The organism is Dorea ammoniilytica, assembly GCF_025567415.1.
Taxonomy (GTDB): Bacteria; Bacillota; Clostridia; order Lachnospirales; family Lachnospiraceae; genus Claveliimonas; species Claveliimonas ammoniilytica.
Genome location: NZ_JAOQJV010000010.1, coordinates 33,863 through 59,143 on the forward strand (window position 1 = coordinate 33,863; position 25,281 = coordinate 59,143).

Consider the following 25,281-nt stretch of genomic DNA (forward strand, 5'->3'; position numbering starts at 1 on the left):
TAAGAGATGAGTATCAGAAGTCTGACAGCAGTTCAGCTGGGTAAGAAAATACAGGCAGGAGAAGTTACCGTCCGTGAAGCAGTGGAAGCGTCTCTTGCACAGATAGACAGTGTGGAATCAGAAGTCCACAGTTACGTGACAATTTGCAGAGAAGAAGCACTGAAACGTGCAGATCAGGTGCAGAAAATGATTGATGCAGGAGAGCTTACGGGACCGCTTGCAGGTGTGCCGGTTGCCATTAAGGACAACATGTGTACCGAAGGCGTGCTCACAACCTGCAGTTCTAAGATATTGGGGAATTTCGTGCCGACATTTATGGCAGAAGCGGTAAAACGGCTGGAAGAAGCCGGCGCAGTCATCCTTGGCAAGACCAATATGGATGAATTTGCAATGGGTAGCACAACCGAGACTTCCTATTATGGAGTAACAAAGAATCCATGGAACACTGCCCATGTGCCGGGCGGATCTTCCGGAGGTTCCTGTGCGGCAGTGGCAGCAGAAGAATGCTTCTGTGCATTGGGATCTGACACAGGTGGTTCAATCCGTCAGCCAAGCGCATTCTGTGGCGTAGTTGGAATGAAACCGACCTATGGTACAGTATCCAGATATGGGTTGATTGCTTATGGTTCTTCTCTGGATCAGATCGGACCGGTGGCAAAGGATGTGACGGACTGCGCAGCAATTCTTGAAACGATTGCAGCACATGATGAAAAAGACAGCACTTCTATAGGAAGAGACAGCTACGATTTCACATCTGCACTTGTAGAAGATGTGAAAGGTATGAAAATCGGTATTCCAAGAGATTATTTCGGTGAAGGACTGGATCCGGAAGTAAAAGAAGCCATCCTGAAAGCGGTAAAGGTACTGGAAGAAAAAGGAGCGGTTGTAGAAGAGTTTGACTTAAGCCTGGTAGAATATGCAATTCCAGCGTACTATGTCATCGCGTCGGCAGAGGCAAGTTCCAACCTGTCCCGTTTTGATGGTGTGAAATACGGATACCGGACAGCAGAGTATGAAGGACTTCACAATATGTATAAGAAATCTCGTTCTGAAGGATTCGGAGCGGAGGTGAAACGTCGTATCATGCTTGGCTCCTTTGTGCTGAGTTCCGGTTATTATGACGCATACTATCTGAAAGCACTTCGTACCAAGGCATTGATCAAGAAAGCGTTTGACCGCGCATTTGAAAAATACGATATGATCATTGGACCGGCTGCACCGACGACTGCACCGGAACTTGGTAAGAGCTTAAGCGACCCGATGAAAATGTATCTGAGTGATGTATATACTGTATCTGTGAACCTGGCAGGATTGCCGGGTATCAGCATTCCGGTGGGACGTGATTCCAAAGGACTGCCGATTGGTATGCAGATGATCGGTGACTGTTATCAGGAGAAGAAACTGCTCCAGGCAGCATACACATATGAACAGACAGGAAGTTATGCACGGCCGGAGCTGGCAGAAGCAGCTGAGAAAGGGGGCAGATAATCATGGCAAAACAGTATGAAACCGTTATTGGACTGGAAGTCCATGTAGAACTTGCCACTAAGACGAAGATATTCTGCGGATGCAGTACAGCATTCGGGGGTGCACCAAATACACACACCTGTCCGGTATGTACCGGTATGCCGGGGTCTCTTCCGGTATTGAATAAACAGGTAGTAGAATATGCAGCTGCTATTGGTCTTGCAACCAACTGTGAGATTACACAGGTATGCAAATTCGACCGTAAGAATTACTTCTATCCGGATAACCCACAGAACTATCAGATCTCGCAGCTGTATCTGCCGATCGCAAGAAACGGATATGTAGAGATCGAAGTTGGAGAGCAGAAGAAAAAGATTCGTATCCACGAAATGCATATGGAAGAGGATGCGGGTAAACTGGTGCATGACGAATGGGATGATACCTCTCTGGTAGACTATAACCGAAGCGGTGTGCCACTGGTAGAAATCGTATCCGAGCCGGATATGCGTTCAGCCGATGAAGTTATGGCTTATTTGGAAAAGCTTCGTCTGATCATTCAGTATCTGGGCGCATCAGACTGTAAGCTTCAGGAAGGTTCCATGCGTGCTGACGTGAACCTGTCTGTTCGTGAAGTAGGGGCATCTGAATTCGGTACCCGTACAGAGATGAAGAACCTGAACTCTTTTAAAGCGATTGCAAGAGCCATTGACGGAGAGCGTCAGAGACAGATTGATTTAATAGAAGCAGGACGTGCAGTCGTACAGGAGACAAGGCGCTGGGATGACAATAAAGAATCATCGCATGCTATGCGTTCTAAAGAGGATGCACAGGACTATCGCTACTTCCCTGAACCGGATCTGGTGCCGATCGTGATCAGCGATGAATGGATCGCAGAGATCAAAGCCAGACAGCCAGAGTTCCGTACCGAGAAGCTGGAGCGCTACAACAGAGAGTTTGATATTCCACGTTACGATGCAGAGATTATTACCAACTCTAAAAAGATGGCAGACATTTTCGAGGCGACAACAGCAATTTGTGGTAAGCCGAAGAAGGTGGCTAACTGGCTGATGGTAGAGACGTTGCGACTGTTGAAGGAACGCGGACAGGAACCGGAAGACATCTGCTTTGCACCGGAACATCTTGCAAAACTGATTGAACTTACCGAAGCTGGTACGATCAACAGCTCCGTAGCCAAGGAAGTATTTGAGAAGATCTTCGATGAGAACGTAGATCCTGAGAAATACGTAGAAGAAAAAGGTCTGAAGATCGTACAGGATGACGGAGCACTGGAAGAAGTGCTGAAGAAGGTTATCGCAGACAATCCACAGGCCGTGGCTGACTATAAAGGCGGTAAAGAAAAAGCACTGGGAGCTCTGGTTGGACAGACGATGAAGGCAATGAAAGGCAAGGCCAATCCGGGAGCGGTTAATAAGAAGCTTCGTGAGATGTTAGCTTAAGACAGAATGAGACATTATTATTAACAGCATTATTATAGAAAAAACAGGCAGGCATTTAGGTATTTAGAAAAATATCTAAATGCCTGTTGCGTTTTGTGATGAGGTGTGTTATAAACTAATTAGAAATATTTCTAAATAGATTCATGACAGGTAAAGGATGGTGAATATGGGATTTGGAGAGACATTTAAAGCACTGTCAGATCCGGCACGCCGGGACATCCTTTCTTTATTGAGAGAAGGACGGATGTCGGCTGGAGAGATTGGAGCACATTTTGACATGACAGGTGCGACAATTTCTTACCATTTAAAAATACTTAAAAAAGCCGGACTGGTCTTTGAGACCAGAGAAAAGAATTACATTTACTACACACTGAATACTTCTGTAGTTGAGGAAGTAATGCTCTGGCTGTCAGAGCTGAAAGGGGATGGAACTCATGCTGAAAGCAAATAAAAAGTTTTTTATTGTAACGTGTATTATTACGATATTGCCAATATTAGTCGGACTGCTGTTATGGAATCAGCTGCCGGAACGGGTGGCGACACACTTTGGAACCGATGGTACACCGAATGGATACAGCAGTAAGTTGGTTGCGGTAATAGGGATTTATCTGTTTTGCCTGGCGATACATGTATTCTGTGCATTGGTGACCAGTGTGGATCCCAAAGGAAAGAATATCAGTCCGAAAGTTTATCGTCTGATCCTCTGTATCTGTCCGCTGGTATCTATTTATGCGGGTGTCACTGTTTATGGCAATGCACTTGACTATAAGGGCGTAAACAGTACAGTCTGGATAAATGCGTTGATGGCTGTGATACTGATCGTGGTCGGTAATTATCTGCCGAAATGCAGACAGAACTATACGATAGGTATTAAACTGCCATGGACACTGGCAGACGAAGAAAACTGGGATTATACGCACCGGATGGCTGGCAAATGGTGGATACTCGGCGGTGTGTTAACCTTTCTGGCTGGCTTTCAGTCATGGGTAGATCCGGTTTATGTGAGTCTGACGATTATTATAATCGTGGCACTGATTCCGGCTGTAGCATCCTATCTGCATTTCAGAAAACACAGCTTATAAATAAGATTAGGAGAAATAATATCTGCATCTTATCGACGGGTGCTATACTGTATATAGTATGTCAGAATAACAGATAAGATAAGGAGAAAGTTATGAGTGGTTTTTTCGGAGTAGCATCGAAGGAAGATTGTGTACTGGAACTTTTCTACGGAGTGGATTACCATTCCCATCTGGGAACAAGACGTGGAGGTATGGCAGTTCATGGGGCGGACGGCTTCGACCGTGCAATCCATAATATTGAAAATACACCGTTCCGAACCAAGTTTGACAAAGATGTCGGCAATATGAAAGGCAATATCGGTATTGGCTGTATCTCAGATTATGAACCGCAGCCACTGCTGTTCAGTTCTAAGATTGGAAGTTTTAGTCTTGCATTTGTCGGTAAAGTTAATAATTATGAGGAATTACTGGAAGACCTGTATAGCAGATCTAAGACACACTTTCAGGAAATGACGAATGGAACGGTCAATGTGACAGAACTGATCGCAGCATTGATCTGTGAGAAGGACAGCTTTGCGGAAGGTATCCGTTATGTGCAGGATCTGGTGGATGGATCATTGAGTATGCTGTTGATGACCAAGGACGGAATTTATGCAGCAAGAGATAAGATGGGACGTACTCCGATCGTTGTAGGACATAAGGAAGGCGCATACTGTCTGTCATTTGAGAGCCATGCATATATTAATCTTGGATTTCAGGATTATAAAGAACTGGGACCTGGCGAAATCGTTTATGTGACTCCGGAGAGTGTGGAGACATTGGTAGAACCTGGAAAGGAAATGAAGATCTGTTCCTTCCTGTGGGTATATTACGGATATCCGACATCTGCTTATGAGGGTGTGAATGTAGAAGAGATGCGTTATCGTTGCGGAAGCATGCTTGCAAAACGTGACGGTGATTCTGTGCATCCGGATATCGTAGCAGGTGTACCGGATTCCGGTATTGCACACGCCATCGGATATGCCAATGAATCCGGCGTTCCGTATGCAAGACCATTCATCAAATATACACCAACCTGGCCGAGATCATTCATGCCGACCAATCAGAGTCAGCGTAACCTGATCGCACGTATGAAGCTGATTCCGGTGAAAGCATTGATTGAAGATAAGAAGCTTCTACTCATCGATGATTCCATTGTCCGCGGCACACAGCTTCGTGAGACAACCGAATTTCTGTATCGCAGCGGCGCAAAGGAAGTTCATGTGCGTCCGGCTTGCCCGCCGATCATGTACGGTTGTAAATATCTGAACTTCTCACGTTCCAGATCAGAGATGGAGCTGATCGCACGTCAGATGATCCAGAAGAGAGAAGGAGATAACTGCCCACAGGAAGTACTGGATGAATATGCAGATCCATGCACCTGTAAATATGAGCAGATGATCGAAGATATCCGGAAACAGCAGAACTTCACCACACTGAGATATCACAGACTGGATGATCTGCTGGCGTCTATCGGTATCGAGCCGTGTAAAGTATGTACATACTGCTTTAATGGTAAAGAATAAAATGGATGAACCGTGATACGGTAATTAAAAATAATGATTGAAAATGGATGAAGCTTATGCTATAATCTTATTAGGCGATAAGCTGAAAGATTCTAATTCGTTCATAAGAACAAAAAACGAAATGCCTCGGAGCTGGCACTCCGAGGCATTTCTATTCCGTTTTTCCCAGGTGGATTAAGCCTGAGGCTGGACTATGCTACTTCTCTCTATCCAGCCATTTGCATATGTAGTAAGATACTACACCTGCCAATACAGAGAGAATAAATGATTCTAATCCATTCACGGCCTCACCTCCTATCTACTGCCTTGTATAGGTGAGACAGTAGATAGAGTATAACATGGTTTAAATAATTAAACAATATGAAAAGAAAAAGAAAAGTATTTTATACAAATAATAAAAATAAAACTTGAAATATAGGATAATATATGCTATATTACAGATAGACAGAGAGTAATCCTGAGGCTGGATTTATGCTATTTCCCTCTGTCTAGCCATTTGCATATGTAGTATGAGTGAAATGCCTCGGAGTTGCCGCTCCGAGGCATTTCTGTTTCTATATACAAATCCTAAAATAACTCTAAATTGTGAAATCGGGGAATGTTTTTCTGACGCATCTAATGTTATACTAAATATATCTTTAAATTCCAAATTACTGGTACGGAGGGACTTATGAAAGATTTTGTGAAATTGGACGATGTCCGTAAGATATATCATATGGGTGAAGTTGAAATCGCTGCAGCTGATGGCATTTCTTTTCAGATAGAAAAGGGAGAGTTTGCAGTTGTAGTTGGTCCAAGTGGAGCAGGAAAGACAACAGTACTGAATATCCTTGGCGGCATGGATGCGGCAACATCCGGTCAGGTGCTGGTAGATGGAGTAGATATTGCAAAGTATTCTGCAAAGCAGCTGACAGCTTACCGAAGAGATGATATCGGATTTGTATTTCAGTTCTATAACTTGATTCCGAATCTGACTGCATTGGAGAATGTAGAACTTGCGCTTCAGATCTGTAAGGATCCGTTACCGGCAGAAGAGGTGTTGCGGGAGGTAGGACTTGGTGACAGATTGAAGAATTTCCCGGCACAGCTTTCCGGAGGTGAGCAGCAGAGGGTATCAATTGCGAGAGCGTTGGCGAAGAATCCGAAGCTTCTGCTCTGTGATGAGCCGACAGGAGCCCTGGACTATAATACAGGTAAGGCGATTTTGAAACTGCTCCAGGATACCTGTAGAGAAAAGGGGATGACGGTAATCCTGATTACGCACAACTCGGCAATCGCACCAATGGCAGACCGGGTGATCCAGATTAAGAATGGTAAGGTATCGAAGATGACGTTGAATCCGCATCCGGTATCAGTCGAGACGATAGAATGGTAGGAGCTTGGATATGAAGACTACGACGATTGAATTTTTCAGAGAGATTAAAAAAAGCTCGGGACGTTTTGTGTCGATTCTGTTTATTGTGGCGCTTGGTGTTGCATTTTTCTCTGGAATCCGTGCTTCGGAACCGGATATGCGTGTGACAGGAGATGCGTATTTTGACCAGGCGAATCTGATGGATATCAAGGTTATCAGTACACTGGGATTGACAAAAGATGATGTGAAAGCATTCGAAGGACTGGACAGTATCGATAAAGCAGAAGGCGCATATAGTGGGGATTTTCTGAATTATGATGGGGAGAAACAGCGTGCGTTGCATGTGATGTCGTTGTCTGAGGATATGAATCAGATTACGGTTACAGAAGGAAGACTTCCGGAGAAGTCTGGCGAATGTCTGGCAGATGACGAGAGCACCTATAAGGTCGGAGATAAGATCAAGCTTACGTCCGGTACGGAAGACCCGGTTACAGATACACTGGCAACAGATGAACTTACTGTGGTTGGCACAGGGAACAGTCCGTATTATATATCTTACGGCAGAGGCAGTACGACGATCGGTAACGGAAGTCTGTCAGCATTTCTTGTGGTTCCGAGGGAGACATTTACACAGGACGTGTACACAGAATGCTATCTGTTAGTAAAGGGAGCGAAAGCGTGTATTGCTTATACAGATGAATACGAAGATCTGATAGATGATGCTATGGATGATGTGAAGGAACTCTCCAATGATCGGGGAATCATCAGGAGACGGGAACTGGTCGATGATGCTACCAGAGAGCTGGATCAGGCGAAGATAGATCTGAAAGAGGGAAAAGCGAAGGCAGAACAGGAATTATCAGATGCGGAGACACAGATAGCGGATGCAGAAAGTCAGCTGGCAGATGCGAAAGAAAAGATCAGAAGCGGCAGGGCTCAGATAGAGGAAGCAAAGAATACGCTGACACAGAAACAGCAGGAGCTGGATCAGGCAAAAGCAAAATATGCAGATGGTGTGCAGCAATTACAGGATGGACGTGCTCAATATGAAGCAGGGAAGACTGCATTTGAAGCAGGAAAGCCAGAGGCAGAACAGAAGATTACAGAAGGCGAAGCAGCTCTTGAACAGATTCAGGCGGGGATTGATATCTGCAATAATGGATTAGAGGCACTCAAAGATATGTGTGGTAATGATGAATCCATTTATGGAAATCCGAATACAGAGATAGGAGCACAATACGCTGGACTGGTGCAGCAGCTGGAGGGATTGGAGCAGCAGAAAACAGAGCTTTCAGCTCAACTGCAGATGGCAAAAGATCAGCTCGCTTCTGCGGAACAGCAGCTTTCAGATACGAAAGCCGCACTGGATGCATCTGAGGCAGCGCTGGCGTCAGTACCGGCGCAGCTGACAAGTGGACAGGAGCAGATTAATGCCGGCTGGCAAGAACTGTCGGAGAAGGAACAGGAACTGGAAAAAGGGATGTCTGAGATTACGGAAAATGAGAATAAGATCTCAGATGCAAAACAAGATTTGGAAGAAGGCAGAACAAAAGCAGCACAGGATATTGCGGATGGGGAAGATAAGATTGCAGATGGTGAGAAAAAGATCGATGATATCCCGGAGGCAGAATGGTATATTTATGACAGAAGTACATTGCCGGAGTACAATGGTTATGGGGAGAATGCAGATCGGATGAAGGCTATAGGAAAAGTCTTCCCGGTATTGTTCTTCTTGGTAGCCGCTCTGATCAGTCTTACCGGTATGACTCGTATGGTAGAAGAACAACGAGTACAGATTGGTACGATGAAAGCACTTGGATATCGCAGATCAACAATTGCTATGAAGTATATTGGTTATGCGTTTTTGGCAACTATCACCGGAAGTATTCTCGGAGTGTTGGTTGGTGAGAAGATTTTGCCGTATATAATCATTTATTCATATGGTATTTTATATCATCACATTCCGGAGATTCTGGTGCCATATGTGCCGTCATACGGTATTATGGCATCGGCAGCAGCAATTGTGTGCACTTTGATGGCAACAATTTTTGCCTGCTATAAGGAACTGGGAGCACAGCCGTCTGAGCTGATGCGTCCTCCGGCTCCTAAAGTAGGAAAAAGGGTTTTCATGGAACAGATTCCGTTTATATGGAAACGATTGAATTTCTCGTGGAAATCTACAGTACGCAATTTGATGCGGTATAAAAAGCGCTTCTTTATGACAATATTTGGCATTGGTGGCTGTATGGCGCTGATGATCGTGGGATATGGACTTAGGGATTCTGTATATGAGATTGCAGATATACAGTATTCTGAGATCCAGCTTTATGACGGTCAGATCGTGCTGCAGGAAGATTTGGATGAGCAGGATCGAGAACACCTGAATACATTTTTGGATACGGACAAAGACGTAGTGTCTTATATGGATGCTTATATGAAGAGCATTACACTTAAGAATGGAAAGAAAGAGCGTCAGGCTTACATTACGGTGTTTGGAGATGTGAAAAATATAGGACGGTATGTAGATTTTCACGACCGGAAATCAGGTGAGAAATACAAACTGACAGATGATGGCGTGATCATCAGTGAAAAGACTGCTAAGCTTCTAAACGCTAAAGTGGGAGATCGTATCACGATTCAGGATGAGAAAAACGGCGATAAAGAACTTACCATTTCTCATATATGTGAGAATTATATGGGACATTATATCTATATGACACCAGCTTATTATAATAAGGTGTTTGGTACAATGCCGGAGTATAACAGTGTTTTGTTTGAAACGGATGATTCTTATAGCCAGACACAGGTAGAAGACGTTGGCGAGAAGATTATGAAACGGGATGAAGTTTTAAGTATCAGCTATGTTCATGATATTCAGGAACAGTTGGATGAAATGCTGTCCAGCCTTAATCTTGTTATTATTGTATTGATCATTTCAGCAGGAATGCTGGCATTTGTTGTACTTTATAATCTTAATACGATCAATATCACAGAGCGGCAGCGGGAATTAGCTACATTGAAGGTATTGGGATTCTACGACGGAGAAGTGGCACAGTATGTATTCCGTGAAAATATTCTGTTGACGTTTATCGGCGCAGCAGTGGGTGTTGTGCTTGGCAAGGTTCTGCATTTGTTTACGATTCAGACGGTGGAAGTAGATGCAGCTATGTTTGGACGTAGTATCTATCTGCCGAGTTTTATTTATAGTCTGTTGTTTACCGTGGGATTTTCATTGTTGATCAACTGGATCATGTATTTTAAACTGAAGAAGATCAATATGGTGGAGTCCTTGAAGAGCGTAGAGTAAATCTTCTTGAAGATGCTCCGGTGGACCTGGAAGACAGATTTAATAAACAGTTTATAAATTTAAGGAAATTATTAGCACTCTTTTTGAAAGAGTGCTAATTTTCTATTGACTTTTAAATTTTACAGTATTATCATAATTTTTGTACATAAAGTACGGGAAAAAGGGCTGGCAGGCTCTGATATTATATAGAATAAAAACAGGAGTGATAGACATGGCAAAAAAAGGTTCATTATCAATCAGCAGTGAGAATATTTTCCCAATTATTAAAAAGTGGGTATATTCCGATCATGACATTTTCTTCCGTGAGATGGTGTCGAATGGATGTGACGCGATCACTAAGCTTAAGAAGTTGGATATGATGGGTGAATATCAGCTTCCGGATGATTACAAACCACAGATTCGTGTTGTTGTAAGCCCGGAAGATAAGACTTTGAAGTTTATCGATGATGGTCTTGGCATGACAGAAGATGAAGTTGAAGAATATATTACCCAGATTGCATTTTCCGGTGCAACAGAATTCCTGGAGAAGTATAAAGATAAGACATCAGAAGATGATATGATCGGTCATTTCGGTCTTGGATTCTATTCTGCATTCATGGTTGCCGATGAGGTTCATATTGATACACTTTCTTATAAAGAAGGGGCAAAGCCGGTACACTGGGTAAGTGACGGAGGCACAGAATATGAGATGTCAGAAGGCGATAAGGAAGGTGTTGGTACCGAGATCACACTGTTCCTGAATGAGGATAGTTTACAGTTCGCGAATGAATACCGTGCAAGAGAAGTACTGGAGAAATATTGCTCATTTATGCCTGTTCCGATCTATCTGGAGAAGGCGAATGCGGAGCAGGAGTATGAGACTATCGATGAGGCAGATTTGAAAGAGGATGACGTAGTCGTAGAGCGTATCCATGAAGAAGCCAAGATGGAAGAAAAAGAGAATGAAAATGGTGAGAAGGAGATGGTAGAAGTATCTCCTGCCAAGGATAAAGTTAAGATCAACAAGCGTCCGGTACCGCTTAACGATACGACACCGTTGTGGACGAAACATCCGAATGAATGCAGCAAAGAAGACTACATTGATTTCTACCGCAAGGTATTTATGGATTACAAGGAGCCATTGTTCTGGATTCATCTGAACATGGATTATCCATTCAACTTGAAAGGTATCCTGTACTTCCCGAAGATTAATACCGAATATGATTCTGTAGAGGGAACCATTAAGCTGTATAACAATCAGGTCTTTATCGCAGATAATATCAAAGAAGTAATTCCGGAATTTCTGATGGTATTAAAGGGAGTGATTGACTGCCCGGATCTGCCACTGAACGTATCCAGAAGTGCTCTGCAGAATGATGGATTTGTTAATAAGATCGCGGATTATATTTCCAAGAAGGTTGCAGATAAGCTGAGCGGAATGTGCAAGACAGACAAAGAGTCTTATGAGAAGTATTGGGATGATATCAGTCCGTTTATCAAGTTTGGATGCCTGAAGGATGAGAAGTTCTGTGATAAGATGACAGATTACATCTTGTTCAAGAATATTGATCATAAGTATCTGACACTGAAAGAGTGTGTAGAGAATAATGGTGGCAAGCTGGAAGATAAGAAAGCAGAGAAGCCGGAAGGTGACAACGCTGAGAATAAAGAGCAGACTACCATCTACTATGTGACAGATGAACAGCAGCAGAGCCAGTACATCAATATGTTCCGTGCGCAGGGACAGGATGCTGTGATCCTGTCACACAACATTGACTCTCCGTTCATTACACAGTTAGAGCAGCGCAATCCGGAACTGAAGTTCCAGAGAATTGATGCGGATGTCAATGCATCTTCTAAGGAAGAAGTATCTGAGGAAGAGAAGGAGGCATTCCAGAAGACAACCGATGAACTGGTTGCACTGTTCCGTAAAGAGCTTGGCAATGAGAATCTGGAAGTGAAGGTAGAGAAGATCAAAGATGAGTCTGTGGCAGCTATGATCACACTGTCAGAAGAAAGTCGCCGTATGCAGGATATGATGAAGATGTATGGTATGGCAGGTATGGATCCGTCTATGTTTGGAACGACCGGCACACTGGTACTGAATGCGAATCATCCGCTGGTACAGTATGTACAGGCACATAAGGATGAAGAGAATACAGGTATCTTCTGTAAGCAGTTATATGACCTGGCTATGCTGGCGCATAAGCCGTTATCACCGGAAGAGATGACAGCTTTCGTACAGAGAAGTAATGAGATTATGCTGAAGCTTGCAAAATAATGTGATATAATGAATCCGTCGATGGTGATGACTATCGGCGGATTTTTGTACAGGTCGAATAGGTGCCAGCCTGCTCGATTATTGAGGTTATGAGATTCCATTTCACAGGAGGATAAGCAAATGAATACAAGAACAGAACGCATTATGAAGGCATTGGAAGAACGTGGATTAAGCCAGATGTTGGTAGTAGATCCGATGTCTATTTATTATATGACAGGAATTTACATTGAACCATATGAGCGTTTCTTTGGACTGTTGTTAAGAAAAAATGGGGAGCATGTATTATTTTTGAATAACTTGTTTACCATTCCGGACGGTGTGGAGCTGAAGCAGGTATGGTACAGTGACACGGATCCAGTCATGGATTATGTGATGGAATATATCGATAAAGGCAGTAAATTAGGCGTGGATAAAGATATCAAAGCAAGATTCTTATTGCCACTGATGGAAAATCAGGCAGCTACAGGATTTGAGAATTCTTCTCTGGCAGTGGATCTTACCCGTGGTATTAAGGATGAAGAAGAAAAAGACAAGATGCGTGCAGCATCTAAGGTCAATGATCAGGCTATAGCGAGATTCCGTGAGCTTGTAAAAGAAGGCATTACAGAGAAAGAGATCGCTGATCAGACTCTTGAGATCTACAAAGAACTGGGAGCAGAGGGATTCTCCTTTGATCCGATCGTGTCTTTTGGAGCCAATGCAGCCGATCCGCATCACATGCCAGATGATACGGTGCTGAAAGCAGGAGATGTGATCCTGTTTGATGTGGGATGTATCAAGGACGGATACTGCTCTGATATGACACGTACCTTCTGCTATAAAGAAGTAACAGCGAAGAATAAAGAGATCTATAATCTGGTACTGAATGCAAATCGTTCAGCTATCGCAAAGATCAAACCTGGCGTACCGCTTTGTGAACTGGATAAAACAGCCAGAGATATTATCACTGAAGCAGGATACGGTGAGGGATTCAATCATCGTCTGGGACATTTTATCGGATTGTCTGAGCATGAGTTTGGTGATGTATCGTTGACAAATGAGACAAAAGCAGAGCCTGGCATGATCTTCTCTATTGAGCCTGGTATTTATTTGCCGGGAGATACAGGAGTTCGAATTGAGGATCTGGTACTGGTAACAGAAGACGGTGTGGAAGTGCTGAACTCTTATACTAAAGAACTGCAGGTTATTGAATAAAACGATAGATTTGAAGGAAAGACACGGAGGATATGTGCAATGAAGTTATTTCAGCAGAAGACGGTAATTAACAAATGTGAGACGGCAAAAGAATTTGCAGAGGCGTATCAGATTGGCAAGGGAGATTTTATCCTGGCGAGCAAGAGTACCTATGATGCGTATTTTACGCCGTTAGGTCTGGATGCCCATGTGGAATACAAGAGCGAGTATGGAAAAGGAGAACCGACGGATGTGATGATCGATGCGCTGATCGCAGATTATAAAGCATCCGGATGTGACCGTATCATAGCGATCGGTGGCGGTGGAGTCATCGATATGGCTAAGATTCTGGTGCTGGAAGGTGAACATACTGCTGAGCAGGTGTACCGCAGACAGGTACCTCTGAAGAAAGCGCATACCCTGATTGCAGTACCTACCACTTGCGGTGCAGGATCAGAAGTGTCCAACGTATCTATCGCAGAATTGACCAGTATTCACAGTAAAATGGGATTAGCGGACGACAGCATTTTTGCGGATGAGGCAGTGCTTGTGCCGGAGCTTTTGACCAAGCTTCCGTATTCATTTTTTGCTACCAGTGCGATTGATGCATTTATCCATGCCATCGAATCTTATGTGTCACCAAAGGCAACGCTGTATACACGGATGTTCAGCAACCAGGCAATGGAAATGATCCTGGATGGATTCCAGAAGATTGTGGAGCATGGACCGGAATATCGCATGGAGATTCTGGATCAGTTCTTGATAGCAAGTGATCTTGCCGGTGTGGCATTTGGCAATGCGGGAACAGGTGCGGTGCATGCTATGTCCTATCCGCTGAGTGGTGAGTATCATGTGGCACACGGCGAAGCCAACTATCTGTTCCTGACAGCTGTATTTGCAGAATATCAGAGAGTGAATCCAGATGGAGAATTAAAAGAGCTGAATGAGCATCTTGCCGGACTTCTTCACTGCGAAGTAGATCAGGTATATGTAGAAATCGAGAAGCTCTTAGATAAGATCATTGCCAGAAAGAAGCTTCATGAGTATGGCATGACAGAGGATCAGATCCAGAGCTTTGCAGAAGGCGTAGAGCAGAACCAGCAGAGATTGCTGAACCAGAGCTATGTAAAGTTTAATGTGGAGCAGATGGTGAAGATCTATCGTCAGCTGTTCTGAGATAATAAATGGAGGCAGGAACATGGGCTTTTTTGATGATGTGAAGAACAGCCTGACAGAGAAAAGTCAGGATCTGAGCAAGAAGGCGAAAGATACGACAGAGATTTATCGCCTGAATAATGCGAATAAATCTATGGAAAAAGAAGTTGAGAAGCTTATCTATCAGATTGGATTAAGATACTATGCAAATCACAAAGACGAGTGTGAAGAGAAATGTCCGGATCTGATTGAACAGATTGATCAGCTTTATCAGACAATGGAGGCGAATAAGCAGCAGATTGAGCAACTTTCAATGGTTGAGGTATGTCCGAACTGTGGTAAGAAACTGGACCCGAATGCGAAGTTCTGTGTGAATTGCGGAACAGCTATCAATCGTGAGCCAGCACCGGCTACACCGAATCCGTCAGGAAAGGTGTGCGCCGCCTGCGGAACGCCACTGGAAGATGACGCTGCATTCTGTACTAATTGCGGAACTCCGGTGAAGAATGATTAAAATAATTATAGAAGATAAAAGCCATGGCTCAGAGCTATGGCTTTTATAGGTTCTCTTAACTTTCTTCATTCTGCTGATAGTAAGGCAGGAATATCTCTATAACATATCCCATTTCACTGGCAGGAATCTGTACGGAAAATAATTCAGTGATGATCTCAAAATTTTTCTCCAATACATTGAATAGTGTCGCATGCTGTTTGATCAGTATACGTGCTTTTGGATAGACGAACGGCTCTTTTCTTATACAACGTTCCAAAGCAAACGATGTATGAAAAATGAATTTGATCAACAGGTCGTCCGAATACGGAATGGACAGATCCTGCAAAATGTTCAACAGAACATGGAACAGAGCCTGGCATGCCTTTTCTGGATTCAGGAAGACCAACGATTCAGACAGCAGCTTTTCCTGAATATTCTGAAGAAGTTCCTGCGCCGGTGTCTCTACCGAAGTCTCTGCCGTGACCTGTTCGGTGGTCAGTGAATCAAAAGCATTGGAGGACTGAATCGTAGCACCCAGAGATTCGACGTGTTCTGCAATCGATACGATCTTCTGAATCGTCATATCCTCTACGATCGTGTATTTGCCGGAAAAATGTTTTGAAATCAGCGAACTGTGTTTTGGAATAATTGACTGGTCAGTGATGATGATAACACCTCGACCACGGTCGATTTTGCGCATTTTCTCAGCAATTTCATGCATAATTGCTTCTGCCGGTTCATCCTCTGATACGGTCATATAGGATGCATGGGTTTTGAACTTCTGACCATTAATAAAATCAGCATAATTTCTGGAAATTTCTCTTCCGGAGGAAATGATCAGAAGCTGGATATATCGTCTGTCAATCCACTGGGAAGACAGGTACAGATATGTCGCAATATAATCCACTTCAATGGACGGAAGCTTAACGTGATCTGTTTCGTTCAGTGTGGAGGAGATCCTGCTGGCATAGGCGTAATCACTTCCTCTGGCAATCTTGTTATTCAGACTGACGGTGGAAGAGGTAACGCCTGATTTTAGATTGTTCAGCTCTCCGGAAATGTGAAGAAGCAGACCATAGAGCAGATTCTCGCTTTTACAGATTGCATGATTCTGGACGATCGGATGGATCGTGTCATAAAGCGACTGTAACATGACAGACCGAAGGCTGTTCAGCTGTGAATTAGCAGCAGATTCAATATCACTAATACACTGATTGATGAGCTCATCACCAACTTTGCGGACGGTCAACGGGTTATCATTCTTGTTCGGCTGATCCAGATCATACAGAAGCTGCAGTTCTGGATTGAGTTTCTGTGCTGAAAAGAAGAAATATTCTGTTGAGAACAGGTTCAGTGTTTCATTAAGCTCTGCAATGTGATCGTCGACATTGAAGATATTCTCCAGCACAGGTGTGGACAGATCATCCAGATCGATGTCGATAAACATAGAATTCTCTTCGATATACCGCTGATAACCACTGGCACATGCCTGACGGATCTCGGAACGCTGATGCGCCAGGTTTCCGCTATATTCAGACATGGTAAGACAGCTCAGCGCGTCCTTGGAAATACGGATCGTCTTGTCAATTGTGAGTGCTTCATCCTGAAGATATTGCATGATGATCACCAGTTTTTCTACAATGGATCGCTCATACAGATTCGGCATATCGATAAACATTGGAAAACATCTGCGTAAATCCCCGTCATTTCTCAGAACTGCTGTGGATGCAGTGGCAATGATCAGGGATGACAACGGAATCGTCTTGTTGGAATTGATCGGTGAAAATGATTTATCCAAAATGGCATTGTACAGGGAACTTAACACACCTGACGGCAGCTGGTCGATATTATTCATAATGATAATATGATTGGAAGACTGTTGAAAAAGTCCTCGCTTCCAGGTGTTCGTTTTTGCAATGTATTCACCGAACAGCAATTTAAGCAATGTGTTATCGGGAGCACCGCTATAATTCAGACACTCGACAATATGAACCTTCTTCTTATCATCAATAAAATGTGCATCTCTTGCATAATTGGACATTGCCTTCGCAAATTGAAAACGTCCGGTACCTCTATCGCCGATGATTAGTGTGTTCAGTCCGGAAGGATACAGGATTGCTGACTTTGCCTTGCGCACCGGTTCTGCCATTTTTGAATGACGAAGATTGGTGATATAGCGGTTAAAGGTGTTGATATGATCCTGCCGTACCTTGGATGCAGATGCATTGGCGGTAGCCAGATAGTCCTTGATTGTCTTGTCCTTTGGAATGATGGAAGGAATGTAAGCGTGTTCTACATAGCGGTCCAGTGCTGACCGGTCCATAAAGAATACCGGTCTCGAATCCGTTTTGATCAGTCTTCCTTCATTATAAAGCTGATTAAGAAGTCTGGATATGTTGGCACGGTTCATTTTCAGGTCCAGGCTGACCGTCAGCGTGTCCAGACCCAGCGATTCAAATTGTTCTTCTTTTAATTTGGTAATCGTATCATTACGAATATGTTGATATACCTGTTCTTTTTTCTCCATGGTGTCTCCCTTCTGAGCAAAAAAATAAAAAAAGTATAAAGAAAACTGTGTAAATTATTGCGTAATTCGAACACAGAAAGTGTATTTACCGTGTCGGTACTTTGTATTATCTATGAAAAACTGTAAAAATTCAACTGCAAAATTCGTGAAAAATAGAACAAAGTTGTCAAAAACAGCATAAAATGGCGGAAAAAGATAAGATACACAAAAGGCGCAGTGTGTAAAAAAACCTAAAATTTTACAAAAAAATAGTTGGGTGCTAAAGTGTGTTCATCGAGATTATTGCAATAATTCCGGAGAATGAAGGAGGGAAGAATTAGATGGTAGCATTATTATTGGTCACACATGGTGATCTGGCAAATGCATTAGTAGGAAGCGCAAAGCTGATCATGGGAGAAGCACCTTTGGTTGAGAGCTACGGATTATATCATGGTGACGATATAGACGCGCTGAAAGATACAGTCAAGGACGCAATCGTCCGACTGGAAGAGCAGTCAGGAGGAGATGGAGTATTGGTTCTGACCGATCTGCTTGGAGGCAGCCCGTACAATGCAACTGCACGAAGCTTTTATGAATTAGGCAGTGAAGTGAAGGCGGAGTGTATTACCGGAGTTAATTTACCGATGGTTCTGGAAGCGGCATCCGGTACATCCTATATGACCCTGGAAGAACTCAAGAACGCTTGCCTGACCTCAGGTCCGGACGGCATCGTTAACTTAAAAGACAAGATTCAGATCTAAAAGGAGGAGAAGAGAATTATGCATATTTCAATATTTCAGGCAATTCTGTTAGGCTTACTGTATTACCTGACAAACAACGGAACACCGTGGGTAACCGGTCTTGGTAGTGTATCTATCCGTCAGCCAATCGTGTGTGGTGCAATCACAGGTTTGATCCTTGGTGATGTAACACAGGGCGTTATCATCGGTGCAACAATCAACACACTGTACCTTGGATTTATCAACGCAGGTGGAACACTTCCGGCGGATGCCGGTATCGGTGGTATCGTAGGTACCGCACTTGCACTTTCATCAGGAGCTTCTGCTGAGGCAGCAATCGCTATCGCAGTACCTCTTGGTATCGCAGGTACAATGATTTGGACACTGCGTCAGACGGTAAATATTTACTTCGTACACCAGATGGATAAATACGCACTGACAGGTGATACAAAGAAAATGGCGTTCTGGCAGAAATGGCCAACCCAGATTTTCGCATGCCTGGTAACTACAATTCCTGTAGCCGCAATGGTATACCTTGGATCAGCAGCAGTACAGGGCGCAATCGATGCATTATCAGGAACACCACTTCACATCCTGAGCGTAATCGGTAGCCTCCTTCCGGCAATTGGTATCGGAATGCTTCTGAAGATGCTGAACACAAGAAAAGGAATCCTTCTTTTCTTCGTACTTGGATTCTTCCTTCAGACATATTCAGGACTTGGAATGCTGGTAATTGCAATCTTCGCTGGTATCCTTGCATACGTATACGGCGAACTGAAATTTAAAGATCAGGAGGTGTAGAAAATGGGAGAGCAGACAATGGAAACACAGAAGAAAGTATCTTTGACAAAAAAAGATTTGAATAAAGCATATTGGACATTTGAAACATATGCACAGGCTTGCTGTAGTTATGAAAGACTGCAGGCACCTGGATTCTTCTCAGGTATGAGAAACATCATTGATAAATTGTATGCGGATGATCCGGAGCAGAAAGCAGAAGCTTGCCAGCGTCACATGGAATTCTACAACTCAGAGTTCGCTCTGGTAGGACCTGTAATCCTTGGCGCAGCAATCGCTATGGAAGAAGAAAAAGCTAACGGAGCTGACATCGACGGACAGGCAATCAGTGCTATCAAGACAAGTTTGATGGGACCTCTGGCAGGTATCGGTGATACACTCCGTCAGGGAACATTGATCCCAATCATCGGATCTATCGCAATTGCACTTGGACAGGCAGGTAATCTGTTTGCACCAATCTTTTATATGCTTGCTACTCTGGCACTTAACTGGGGTATCAGCCACACACTGTTCATGAAAGTATACGACAAAGGTACTGCTTTCGTAGCAGAATTCTTCCAGGGTAACCGTATGGAGAAGATCATGACTATCATCACTACGATGGGTTCTGTAACAATCGGAGCGTTGGCGGCCAATACGGTTAAGTTAAGTACACCACTGGAACTGACACTTGGAGAAAAGGTTCTGAACATTCAGGCAGATATCCTTGATTCCGTAATCCTGAACCTGCTCCCATTCTGTGCAGTTATGCTGGTATTCTGGTTGATTGGTAAAAAGAAAGTAAGCATCAACAAAGTAATCATTGGTATTTTTGTAGTAGGTATTGTCGGTGGACTGATCGGCATTCTGTAGGAGGCATTTAGACATGAAGGTATTAATTACATCTAACAGCTTTGGAAAATTTGACTCCAAACCCAGAGAACTCATGGAGTCTCTGGGCTGGGAGGTAGTCGGCAACAGATATCATCACATTATGAATGAAGAGGAAATGATGGGTGAAGTACCTGGTGTAGACGCAATCATCCTTGGTTCAGACACAGTTAGCAAAAAAGTATTAGAGAAAGCAGATAAATTAAAGATCATTTCTCGTTATGGTGTAGGTATTGATAACATCGATCTGGAAGAAGCTAAAAAGAGAAATATTGAAGTTACCATTACAAGAAACTGCAACACAGAAGCAGTTGCAGATTATGCGATCGGACTGATGCTTTCTGTAATGCGTCATATCAGCACGGTAGATAAGAACCTGAAAGCGGGAACATGGCAGAAAGAGACTGGTATCAACTTGTGCCACAAGACCGTAGGCGTTGTCGGACTTGGTTCTATCGGACGCCAGGTAGTAAAGAGACTGAAAGGTTTTGACTGCAAGATTCTTGGATATGACAAATTCTTAGACGAAGCTTACTGTAAGGAAAACGATATCACGGTTATGGAGCCGGAAGAGATTTTCAAAAAAGCAGATATTATTACCCTTCATGTTCCGGGAAATCCGGATGGAACTCCATTAGTTGGAGAAAAGGAACTGGCTTCTATGAATAAGAATACAGTTCTGATCAATACTGCCAGAGCTTCTCTGGTAGATGAAGAGGCGCTGATTGAGGCACTCGCAGAGCATCGAATATACGGATATGGTACGGACGTATTTAAAGGGGAACCGCATATCAATGAGAAATTTGAAAACCTTGATAATGTGGTATTAAGTCCGCATACTGCTGCAGTAAGTGTAGAGGCAATCAATCTGATGACCAATACAGCTGTAGATCACATTTTAGAGTATTTCGGTGTTAAGAAAGGAGAATAATCATGAAAAATATTGTATGGACAAGAATTGACGACCGTCTGATTCACGGACAGGTAATGACACAGTGGATTCAGCACGCTGATGCAAATGAGGTAGTAATTATAGATGACGGTGTGGCAAAAGACGCATTTATCCAGATGATCATGAAATCCAGTGTGCCTGCAAAGATTAACCTTGAGATTTTCAACGTGGCAGATGGAATCGATTATTTAAAGGGTGAAGATGATGGAAAGAAAATCCTGGTTTTGGTTAAGACACCAGGCGTTCTGGTAGCTCTTGCAGATGCAGGCGTGAAACTTGAATCTGTTAATGTGGGCGGTATTGGCGCTAAAGCAGGACGTAAGACATTATATAAGAATATTTCCACAAGCGAAGCTGAGAATCAGGATCTGAGAAATCTGATCGACAAAGGAATCAAAGTATTCTTCCGTGTTGTAGTATCGGATTCAGAGGAATTGGTTGAAAAATATGTATAGGTTATAAGAAAGGCGCGTAATACAATGAGTGACGTAGTAAAATTTATTGAAGACAACAAGGTATTGGTAATCTGTCGTGGATATTATGGAGATGATCTCCGCAAGGTGATCACTGCTCTTCATAAAGGAGGAGTCCGTATGGCTGAAGTAACATTCGACCAGGCAGATCCGGACGCAATCGCGAAGACCTGTGGTGCAATCCGTATGATCAGAGAAGAGTTTCCGGACATGAAAGTCGGATCAGGAACTGTAACCTGTGTAGAGCACGTAATTGCTACCAAAGAAGCAGGCGGAGAATTTTGCCTGTCACCGAATGTAAATATTGATGTAATCAAAGCTACAAAGGCTGCCGGTCTGGTATCTATTCCGGGAGCAATGACACCGTCTGAGATTCTGGATGCACATGATGCTGGCGCAGATATCGTGAAGATCTTCCCGGCAGGATGGCTTGGACTCGGATATCTGAAGGATGTCAAAGGTCCTGTTAACCATGTGAAATTCCTTGCAGCAGCAGGTGTGAATGAAGAGAATTTTGCAGATTTCCTGAAAGCAGGATATTCTGCAGCTGGTATCAGCGGACGACTCCTTGATAAGAAAGTAATCGCAGAAGGAAATTACGATGAACTGACCAGAAGAGCACAGACATTTGTGAAGATTGCATCAGAAAACTAATGATAAAAAAGTCAGCATCTGCTGACTTTTTTGTTTACTAAAATTGCAGGAAATATAAACATTTGGAGGAAATTCATGAAAAAGAAAGCGATTATATTTGGAGCGGGTAAGATTGCGAGAGGATTTATCGGACAATTACTTTATCTTAGTGATTTTGAAATTACCTTTGTAGATGTATTTGAACCAATTGTAAATGTGTTGAATGAAAAGAAACAGTATCATGTACATGTACTCGGAGATGAATCATTAGACAGTGATGTTACAGGTATTCAGGCATTTACATACGATTCTAAAAAAGAGATTTACGATGAGTTCTACAAAGCAGATCTGGCATTTGTATCTGTAGGTGGCAATCACCTTCCGGCAGCAGCTCAGAGTGTTGCAGATATTATCAACACATATGGAGCGCAGAAAGTAGTGAAGAACATTATCGTATGTGAGAACTGGAAAGATGCAGCAGAGACATTTAAGAAGCCGCTGATGGAAGCATTAAACGAAGAAAACTGTAAGATATTTGAAGAATATGTGGGAATCTCAGAAGCTGTACTGATGCGTACTGCTACACAGCCGGATGAAGAACTGGCTAAGAAGTATCCACAGGATGTATGGGTACAGAATTTCTGGTATCTGCCAATTGATAAGTCGAGGTTAAAAGGCGAGATCCCGGAGATCAAGAGTGTAGAATTGATGGATCATTTTGGTAATTTCCTGACACAGAAAATGTATACCAATAACACGAGCAATGCTGTTATTGCATACACAGGATATTTACTTGGATATGATATTCTTGCAGATGCAGCTAACAGCCCGGAAATCCAGAAGCTTCTGGACAGTGCATACAAAGAGATCAATCAGACACTGGAAGCAGAGCTTGGTGTAGATCCGGCGCAACAGGAAGCATTTGCTAAGAAAGCAAGAGCAAAATACTGTGACAAAGTCATCGTGGACAAGGTTATCCGTCATGCAAAAGATCCGATCCGTAAGCTTGGGCCGCAGGATCGTCTGGTAGCACCTTGTCGTATGGCATTGAAGCATGGCATTTATCCGAAGACATTAATCGATACCATTGCAAAGGCACTGTATTTTGATGAACCGACAGATGAATCAGCTATGAAACTGAAAGAGATGCGTCAGACACACGGCATTGAATATGTACTTCAGAATGTATGCGAGATGGATAAAGACGAGCCATTATATGCAGAAGTATTAAAATCTGTAGAAGAATTAAAAGAGCAGGGGATGGTGAAAGGACATGAGTAATGTAGTAATTATCGGAGCAGGACAGACCGGAAGAGGTTATCTGAATCGTTTCTTTCAGTCAGAATCCATCACATTTCTGGATAAGGATGAAGAGTTGATTCATTCACTGCAGACAGAGCCATGTTATCATGTATCTTTCGGACCTGGTGAGAGAAAACCGCTGGCACTGGAGAATTACAATGCATATCTGATTGATTCAGAGGACGGCATCCAGGCTATGGCAGACGCAGACCTGATCATGGTAAGTGTTGGTAAGAAGAATCTGAAAGATGTAGCAGTCAGCTTGAAAAAAGGTCTGGAAGCGCGTACAAAGGATGATATCGATATCCTTACTGCCGAGAATGGTGTTAATGTAAAACAGGATCTGATGGAGCTCTGTGAAGATCAGAGAGTACATCTGGCAGAAGCCATTGTATTCTGTACAACCATCGGAGAAAAATGGTCTCTGGATATCCTGAGCCAGAACCTGGATTATCTGCCATACGATGTAGTAGCACTGGGACATACCCTTCCGTATGAAAATATGGTAGCTGAAGAAAAGTTAGACGTACTGATGCAGAGGAAGATCTACACATACAACTGTATTTCAGCTGTAGTATCTTACCTTGGATATTATAAGAAATATGAAGTCTACAGTGATGCTGCCAATGATGCTGAGATTGTATCCTGTATCGAAGGAATCTTAAAGACATTAAATCATTGTATCTGTGAAGAATATCATATTTCAGCCAAAGAGCAGAAGGAATTCTCAGATATGGCAGTTGATAAATTCCAGAACAGAAATATTGTAGACAGTATTGAGCGTAATGCAAGAGATGTAGACCGTAAGCTTGGTGCTACCGAGCGAATCATGGCACCACTTGCTATCGTGCGTAAGCATGACCAGAGCTCACCGGAACTGCTCCTGACAGCAGCCAGTGCATTATATTATGGAAAAATGACCAAGACTCTTCTGAAAACAGAAGCAGAGTATATTGCAGATCTGCCGGAAGAGTGGCAGAAAGAGATCGTAGAAGATCTGGAAGCACTGGGACAGAAAAAAGACATAGCAGATATACTGAAATAGATTATCTCTCCTAGATGTAAAAAGAGTCGTGGCGGAAGTCGCGGCTCTTTTTGCAATGGAATCTTCTCTGTTATAAAGCTATATTATATTCTATTCCATGTTCTGTGAAAAATTTCTCCACCCATTTATCAAATGTATGATCAAGTGATTTGTCCAAGGTAAATACTTTCAATGAAGTTCCGGTCACGCAAGTGAGTGTGGAACCGTCAAATCGGAAGTTCAGGTATAAGCCCTGCACAGATTCCGGTTGAAAGTCCAACGCATTCTCTGCAATGAGTGTGCGGACGGCATCTGCGGACAGCGAGAATACAAAGTGAAAGTCCAACGGAGTCCGCTTGCCTTTTATAATAGAAAAGACAAATTCACGAAGTGATTTCCAGGAGCTGTAGGATTCTGCTGGGGCATCGTCTTCGTAGAAATCGCTGTGAATATAGCCGTCGATAGTGAACTTATTAAAGGTAGTGACCGAGCCTTCGATAAACAGGAAAGAGTCGAATGTCTCCCGAAGCAGAAGCTCTGCCATGCATTTTTTTGTATTTAAAGTTAAGCTGATCATAGAAGTTCTCCATTCCGAATGAAATGATTAAGTGCTAGATAATACTATAGCATATGTAACCTCGTGTGAAAAGAGAGAAATGAGTTAAAAACATTGAACCAAATGTAGAAATGCTTTAAAATGAGATATTGAACAATGTGAATTTTATATGGA

Annotated in this window: 21 protein-coding genes; 19 read left to right on the plus strand and 2 right to left on the minus strand. The window is 43.1% G+C overall.

All coding sequences use genetic code 11. The features are described 5' to 3' along the window. The first annotated feature begins 6 nt into the window (after positions 1–6). The 11 genes from gatA (at position 7) to OCV65_RS08695 (ending at position 15,274) form a co-directional block, all read left to right on the plus strand. Entirely contained in the window at positions 7–1,488 is a 1,482-nt protein-coding gene (gene gatA, locus OCV65_RS08645) for an Asp-tRNA(Asn)/Glu-tRNA(Gln) amidotransferase subunit GatA (RefSeq protein ID WP_262581712.1), read from the plus strand. A gap of 2 nt (positions 1,489–1,490) precedes the next feature. Next, positions 1,491–2,924 carry an Asp-tRNA(Asn)/Glu-tRNA(Gln) amidotransferase subunit GatB gene (gene gatB, locus OCV65_RS08650; protein WP_262581713.1) on the plus strand — a complete coding sequence of 478 codons (1,434 nt, stop codon included), beginning with the start codon at positions 1,491–1,493 and terminating at the stop codon, positions 2,922–2,924. Between the two features lie 166 nt (positions 2,925–3,090). Next, entirely contained in the window at positions 3,091–3,375 is a 285-nt protein-coding gene (locus OCV65_RS08655; protein WP_262581714.1) for an autorepressor SdpR family transcription factor, read from the plus strand. Then, positions 3,359–4,006, plus strand: coding sequence for an SdpI family protein (locus OCV65_RS08660; RefSeq protein WP_262581715.1), 648 nt, complete (start codon positions 3,359–3,361; stop codon positions 4,004–4,006). The genes OCV65_RS08655 and OCV65_RS08660 overlap by 17 nt, the downstream gene beginning before the upstream one ends. 92 nt (positions 4,007–4,098) lie before the next feature. Then, on the plus strand, positions 4,099–5,511 hold the full coding sequence (locus OCV65_RS08665; protein ID WP_262581716.1) for an amidophosphoribosyltransferase: 1,413 nt from the start codon (positions 4,099–4,101) through the stop codon (positions 5,509–5,511). Between the two features lie 670 nt (positions 5,512–6,181). Next, the gene (locus OCV65_RS08670) at positions 6,182–6,886 is read left to right on the plus strand and encodes an ABC transporter ATP-binding protein (protein ID WP_262581717.1); all 705 of its coding nucleotides are present in this window, start codon (positions 6,182–6,184) and stop codon (positions 6,884–6,886) included. A gap of 10 nt (positions 6,887–6,896) precedes the next feature. Beyond that, complete coding sequence (locus OCV65_RS08675; RefSeq protein ID WP_262581718.1) at positions 6,897–10,172, plus strand: ABC transporter permease; 3,276 nt, start codon at positions 6,897–6,899, stop codon at positions 10,170–10,172. A gap of 211 nt (positions 10,173–10,383) precedes the next feature. Continuing rightward, a complete protein-coding gene (gene htpG / locus OCV65_RS08680) occupies positions 10,384–12,432 on the plus strand; it encodes a molecular chaperone HtpG (protein WP_118383611.1) in 2,049 nt (682 codons plus the stop codon). Positions 12,433–12,552: 120 nt separating this feature from the next. Further along, the gene (locus OCV65_RS08685; protein ID WP_262581719.1) at positions 12,553–13,626 is read left to right on the plus strand and encodes a M24 family metallopeptidase; all 1,074 of its coding nucleotides are present in this window, start codon (positions 12,553–12,555) and stop codon (positions 13,624–13,626) included. A gap of 39 nt (positions 13,627–13,665) precedes the next feature. Next, a complete protein-coding gene (locus OCV65_RS08690; RefSeq protein ID WP_262581720.1) occupies positions 13,666–14,781 on the plus strand; it encodes a 4-hydroxybutyrate dehydrogenase in 1,116 nt (371 codons plus the stop codon). Between the two features lie 22 nt (positions 14,782–14,803). Further along, positions 14,804–15,274, plus strand: a complete 471-nt coding sequence (locus tag OCV65_RS08695; RefSeq protein ID WP_262581721.1) for a zinc ribbon domain-containing protein — start codon at positions 14,804–14,806, stop codon at positions 15,272–15,274. A gap of 55 nt (positions 15,275–15,329) precedes the next feature. Here the strand turns inward: OCV65_RS08695 and OCV65_RS08700 are convergent, their stop codons facing one another. Further along, positions 15,330–17,780, minus strand: a complete 2,451-nt coding sequence (locus OCV65_RS08700; protein ID WP_262581722.1) for a PRD domain-containing protein — start codon at positions 17,778–17,780, stop codon at positions 15,330–15,332. A gap of 320 nt (positions 17,781–18,100) precedes the next feature. Between OCV65_RS08700 and OCV65_RS08705 the strand changes: the two genes are divergently transcribed. From OCV65_RS08705 to OCV65_RS08740, 8 genes are all read left to right on the plus strand, one after another. Next, positions 18,101–18,520, plus strand: coding sequence for a PTS sugar transporter subunit IIA (locus tag OCV65_RS08705; protein WP_262581723.1), 420 nt, complete (start codon positions 18,101–18,103; stop codon positions 18,518–18,520). 18 nt (positions 18,521–18,538) lie between these two features. Then, positions 18,539–19,300, plus strand: coding sequence for a PTS mannose/fructose/sorbose/N-acetylgalactosamine transporter subunit IIC (locus OCV65_RS08710; RefSeq protein ID WP_118383621.1), 762 nt, complete (start codon positions 18,539–18,541; stop codon positions 19,298–19,300). 3 nt (positions 19,301–19,303) lie between these two features. Further along, on the plus strand, positions 19,304–20,149 hold the full coding sequence (locus OCV65_RS08715) for a PTS system mannose/fructose/sorbose family transporter subunit IID (RefSeq protein ID WP_262581724.1): 846 nt from the start codon (positions 19,304–19,306) through the stop codon (positions 20,147–20,149). A 13-nt stretch (positions 20,150–20,162) separates the two neighbouring features. Then, the gene (locus tag OCV65_RS08720; RefSeq protein WP_118383625.1) at positions 20,163–21,098 is read left to right on the plus strand and encodes a phosphoglycerate dehydrogenase; all 936 of its coding nucleotides are present in this window, start codon (positions 20,163–20,165) and stop codon (positions 21,096–21,098) included. Positions 21,099–21,100: 2 nt separating this feature from the next. Further along, positions 21,101–21,574: a PTS sugar transporter subunit IIB gene (locus OCV65_RS08725; protein ID WP_118383627.1), complete on the plus strand. Its 474-nt coding sequence runs from the start codon at positions 21,101–21,103 to the stop codon at positions 21,572–21,574. Positions 21,575–21,598: 24 nt separating this feature from the next. After that, on the plus strand, positions 21,599–22,246 hold the full coding sequence (locus OCV65_RS08730) for a bifunctional 4-hydroxy-2-oxoglutarate aldolase/2-dehydro-3-deoxy-phosphogluconate aldolase (RefSeq protein WP_262581725.1): 648 nt from the start codon (positions 21,599–21,601) through the stop codon (positions 22,244–22,246). A 75-nt stretch (positions 22,247–22,321) separates the two neighbouring features. Then, on the plus strand, positions 22,322–23,506 hold the full coding sequence (locus tag OCV65_RS08735; RefSeq protein WP_262581726.1) for a mannitol dehydrogenase family protein: 1,185 nt from the start codon (positions 22,322–22,324) through the stop codon (positions 23,504–23,506). Beyond that, a complete protein-coding gene (locus OCV65_RS08740) occupies positions 23,499–24,572 on the plus strand; it encodes a mannitol dehydrogenase family protein (protein WP_262581727.1) in 1,074 nt (357 codons plus the stop codon). The genes OCV65_RS08735 and OCV65_RS08740 overlap by 8 nt, the downstream gene beginning before the upstream one ends. Before the next feature lie 70 nt (positions 24,573–24,642). On the opposite strand, the gene OCV65_RS08745 is transcribed toward OCV65_RS08740, so the two are convergent. Then, a complete protein-coding gene (locus tag OCV65_RS08745) occupies positions 24,643–25,128 on the minus strand; it encodes a DUF5721 family protein (protein ID WP_262581728.1) in 486 nt (161 codons plus the stop codon). Positions 25,129–25,281 lie beyond the last annotated feature (153 nt).

Excerpts from the sequence above, each read along its gene's own strand:
- OCV65_RS08690 (WP_262581720.1), top strand. The coding sequence starts at position 13,666 with ATGAAGTTATTTCAGCAGAAGACGGTAATTAACAAATGTGAGACGGCA.
- OCV65_RS08705 (WP_262581723.1), top strand. The coding sequence starts at position 18,101 with ATGGTAGCATTATTATTGGTCACACATGGTGATCTGGCAAATGCATTA.
- gatA (WP_262581712.1), top strand. The coding sequence starts at position 7 with ATGAGTATCAGAAGTCTGACAGCAGTTCAGCTGGGTAAGAAAATACAG.
- OCV65_RS08725 (WP_118383627.1), top strand. The coding sequence starts at position 21,101 with ATGAAAAATATTGTATGGACAAGAATTGACGACCGTCTGATTCACGGA.
- OCV65_RS08665 (WP_262581716.1), top strand. The coding sequence starts at position 4,099 with ATGAGTGGTTTTTTCGGAGTAGCATCGAAGGAAGATTGTGTACTGGAA.
- OCV65_RS08695 (WP_262581721.1), top strand. The coding sequence starts at position 14,804 with ATGGGCTTTTTTGATGATGTGAAGAACAGCCTGACAGAGAAAAGTCAG.
- OCV65_RS08730 (WP_262581725.1), top strand. The coding sequence starts at position 21,599 with ATGAGTGACGTAGTAAAATTTATTGAAGACAACAAGGTATTGGTAATC.
- OCV65_RS08720 (WP_118383625.1), top strand. The coding sequence starts at position 20,163 with ATGAAGGTATTAATTACATCTAACAGCTTTGGAAAATTTGACTCCAAA.
- OCV65_RS08670 (WP_262581717.1), top strand. The coding sequence starts at position 6,182 with ATGAAAGATTTTGTGAAATTGGACGATGTCCGTAAGATATATCATATG.
- OCV65_RS08675 (WP_262581718.1), top strand. The coding sequence starts at position 6,897 with ATGAAGACTACGACGATTGAATTTTTCAGAGAGATTAAAAAAAGCTCG.
- OCV65_RS08685 (WP_262581719.1), top strand. The coding sequence starts at position 12,553 with ATGAATACAAGAACAGAACGCATTATGAAGGCATTGGAAGAACGTGGA.
- OCV65_RS08740 (WP_262581727.1), top strand. The coding sequence starts at position 23,499 with ATGAGTAATGTAGTAATTATCGGAGCAGGACAGACCGGAAGAGGTTAT.
- OCV65_RS08710 (WP_118383621.1), top strand. The coding sequence starts at position 18,539 with ATGCATATTTCAATATTTCAGGCAATTCTGTTAGGCTTACTGTATTAC.
- OCV65_RS08660 (WP_262581715.1), top strand. The coding sequence starts at position 3,359 with ATGCTGAAAGCAAATAAAAAGTTTTTTATTGTAACGTGTATTATTACG.
- htpG (WP_118383611.1), top strand. The coding sequence starts at position 10,384 with ATGGCAAAAAAAGGTTCATTATCAATCAGCAGTGAGAATATTTTCCCA.
- gatB (WP_262581713.1), top strand. The coding sequence starts at position 1,491 with ATGGCAAAACAGTATGAAACCGTTATTGGACTGGAAGTCCATGTAGAA.
- OCV65_RS08655 (WP_262581714.1), top strand. The coding sequence starts at position 3,091 with ATGGGATTTGGAGAGACATTTAAAGCACTGTCAGATCCGGCACGCCGG.
- OCV65_RS08715 (WP_262581724.1), top strand. The coding sequence starts at position 19,304 with ATGGGAGAGCAGACAATGGAAACACAGAAGAAAGTATCTTTGACAAAA.
- OCV65_RS08700 (WP_262581722.1), bottom strand. The coding sequence starts at position 17,780 with ATGGAGAAAAAAGAACAGGTATATCAACATATTCGTAATGATACGATT.
- OCV65_RS08735 (WP_262581726.1), top strand. The coding sequence starts at position 22,322 with ATGAAAAAGAAAGCGATTATATTTGGAGCGGGTAAGATTGCGAGAGGA.
- OCV65_RS08745 (WP_262581728.1), bottom strand. The coding sequence starts at position 25,128 with ATGATCAGCTTAACTTTAAATACAAAAAAATGCATGGCAGAGCTTCTG.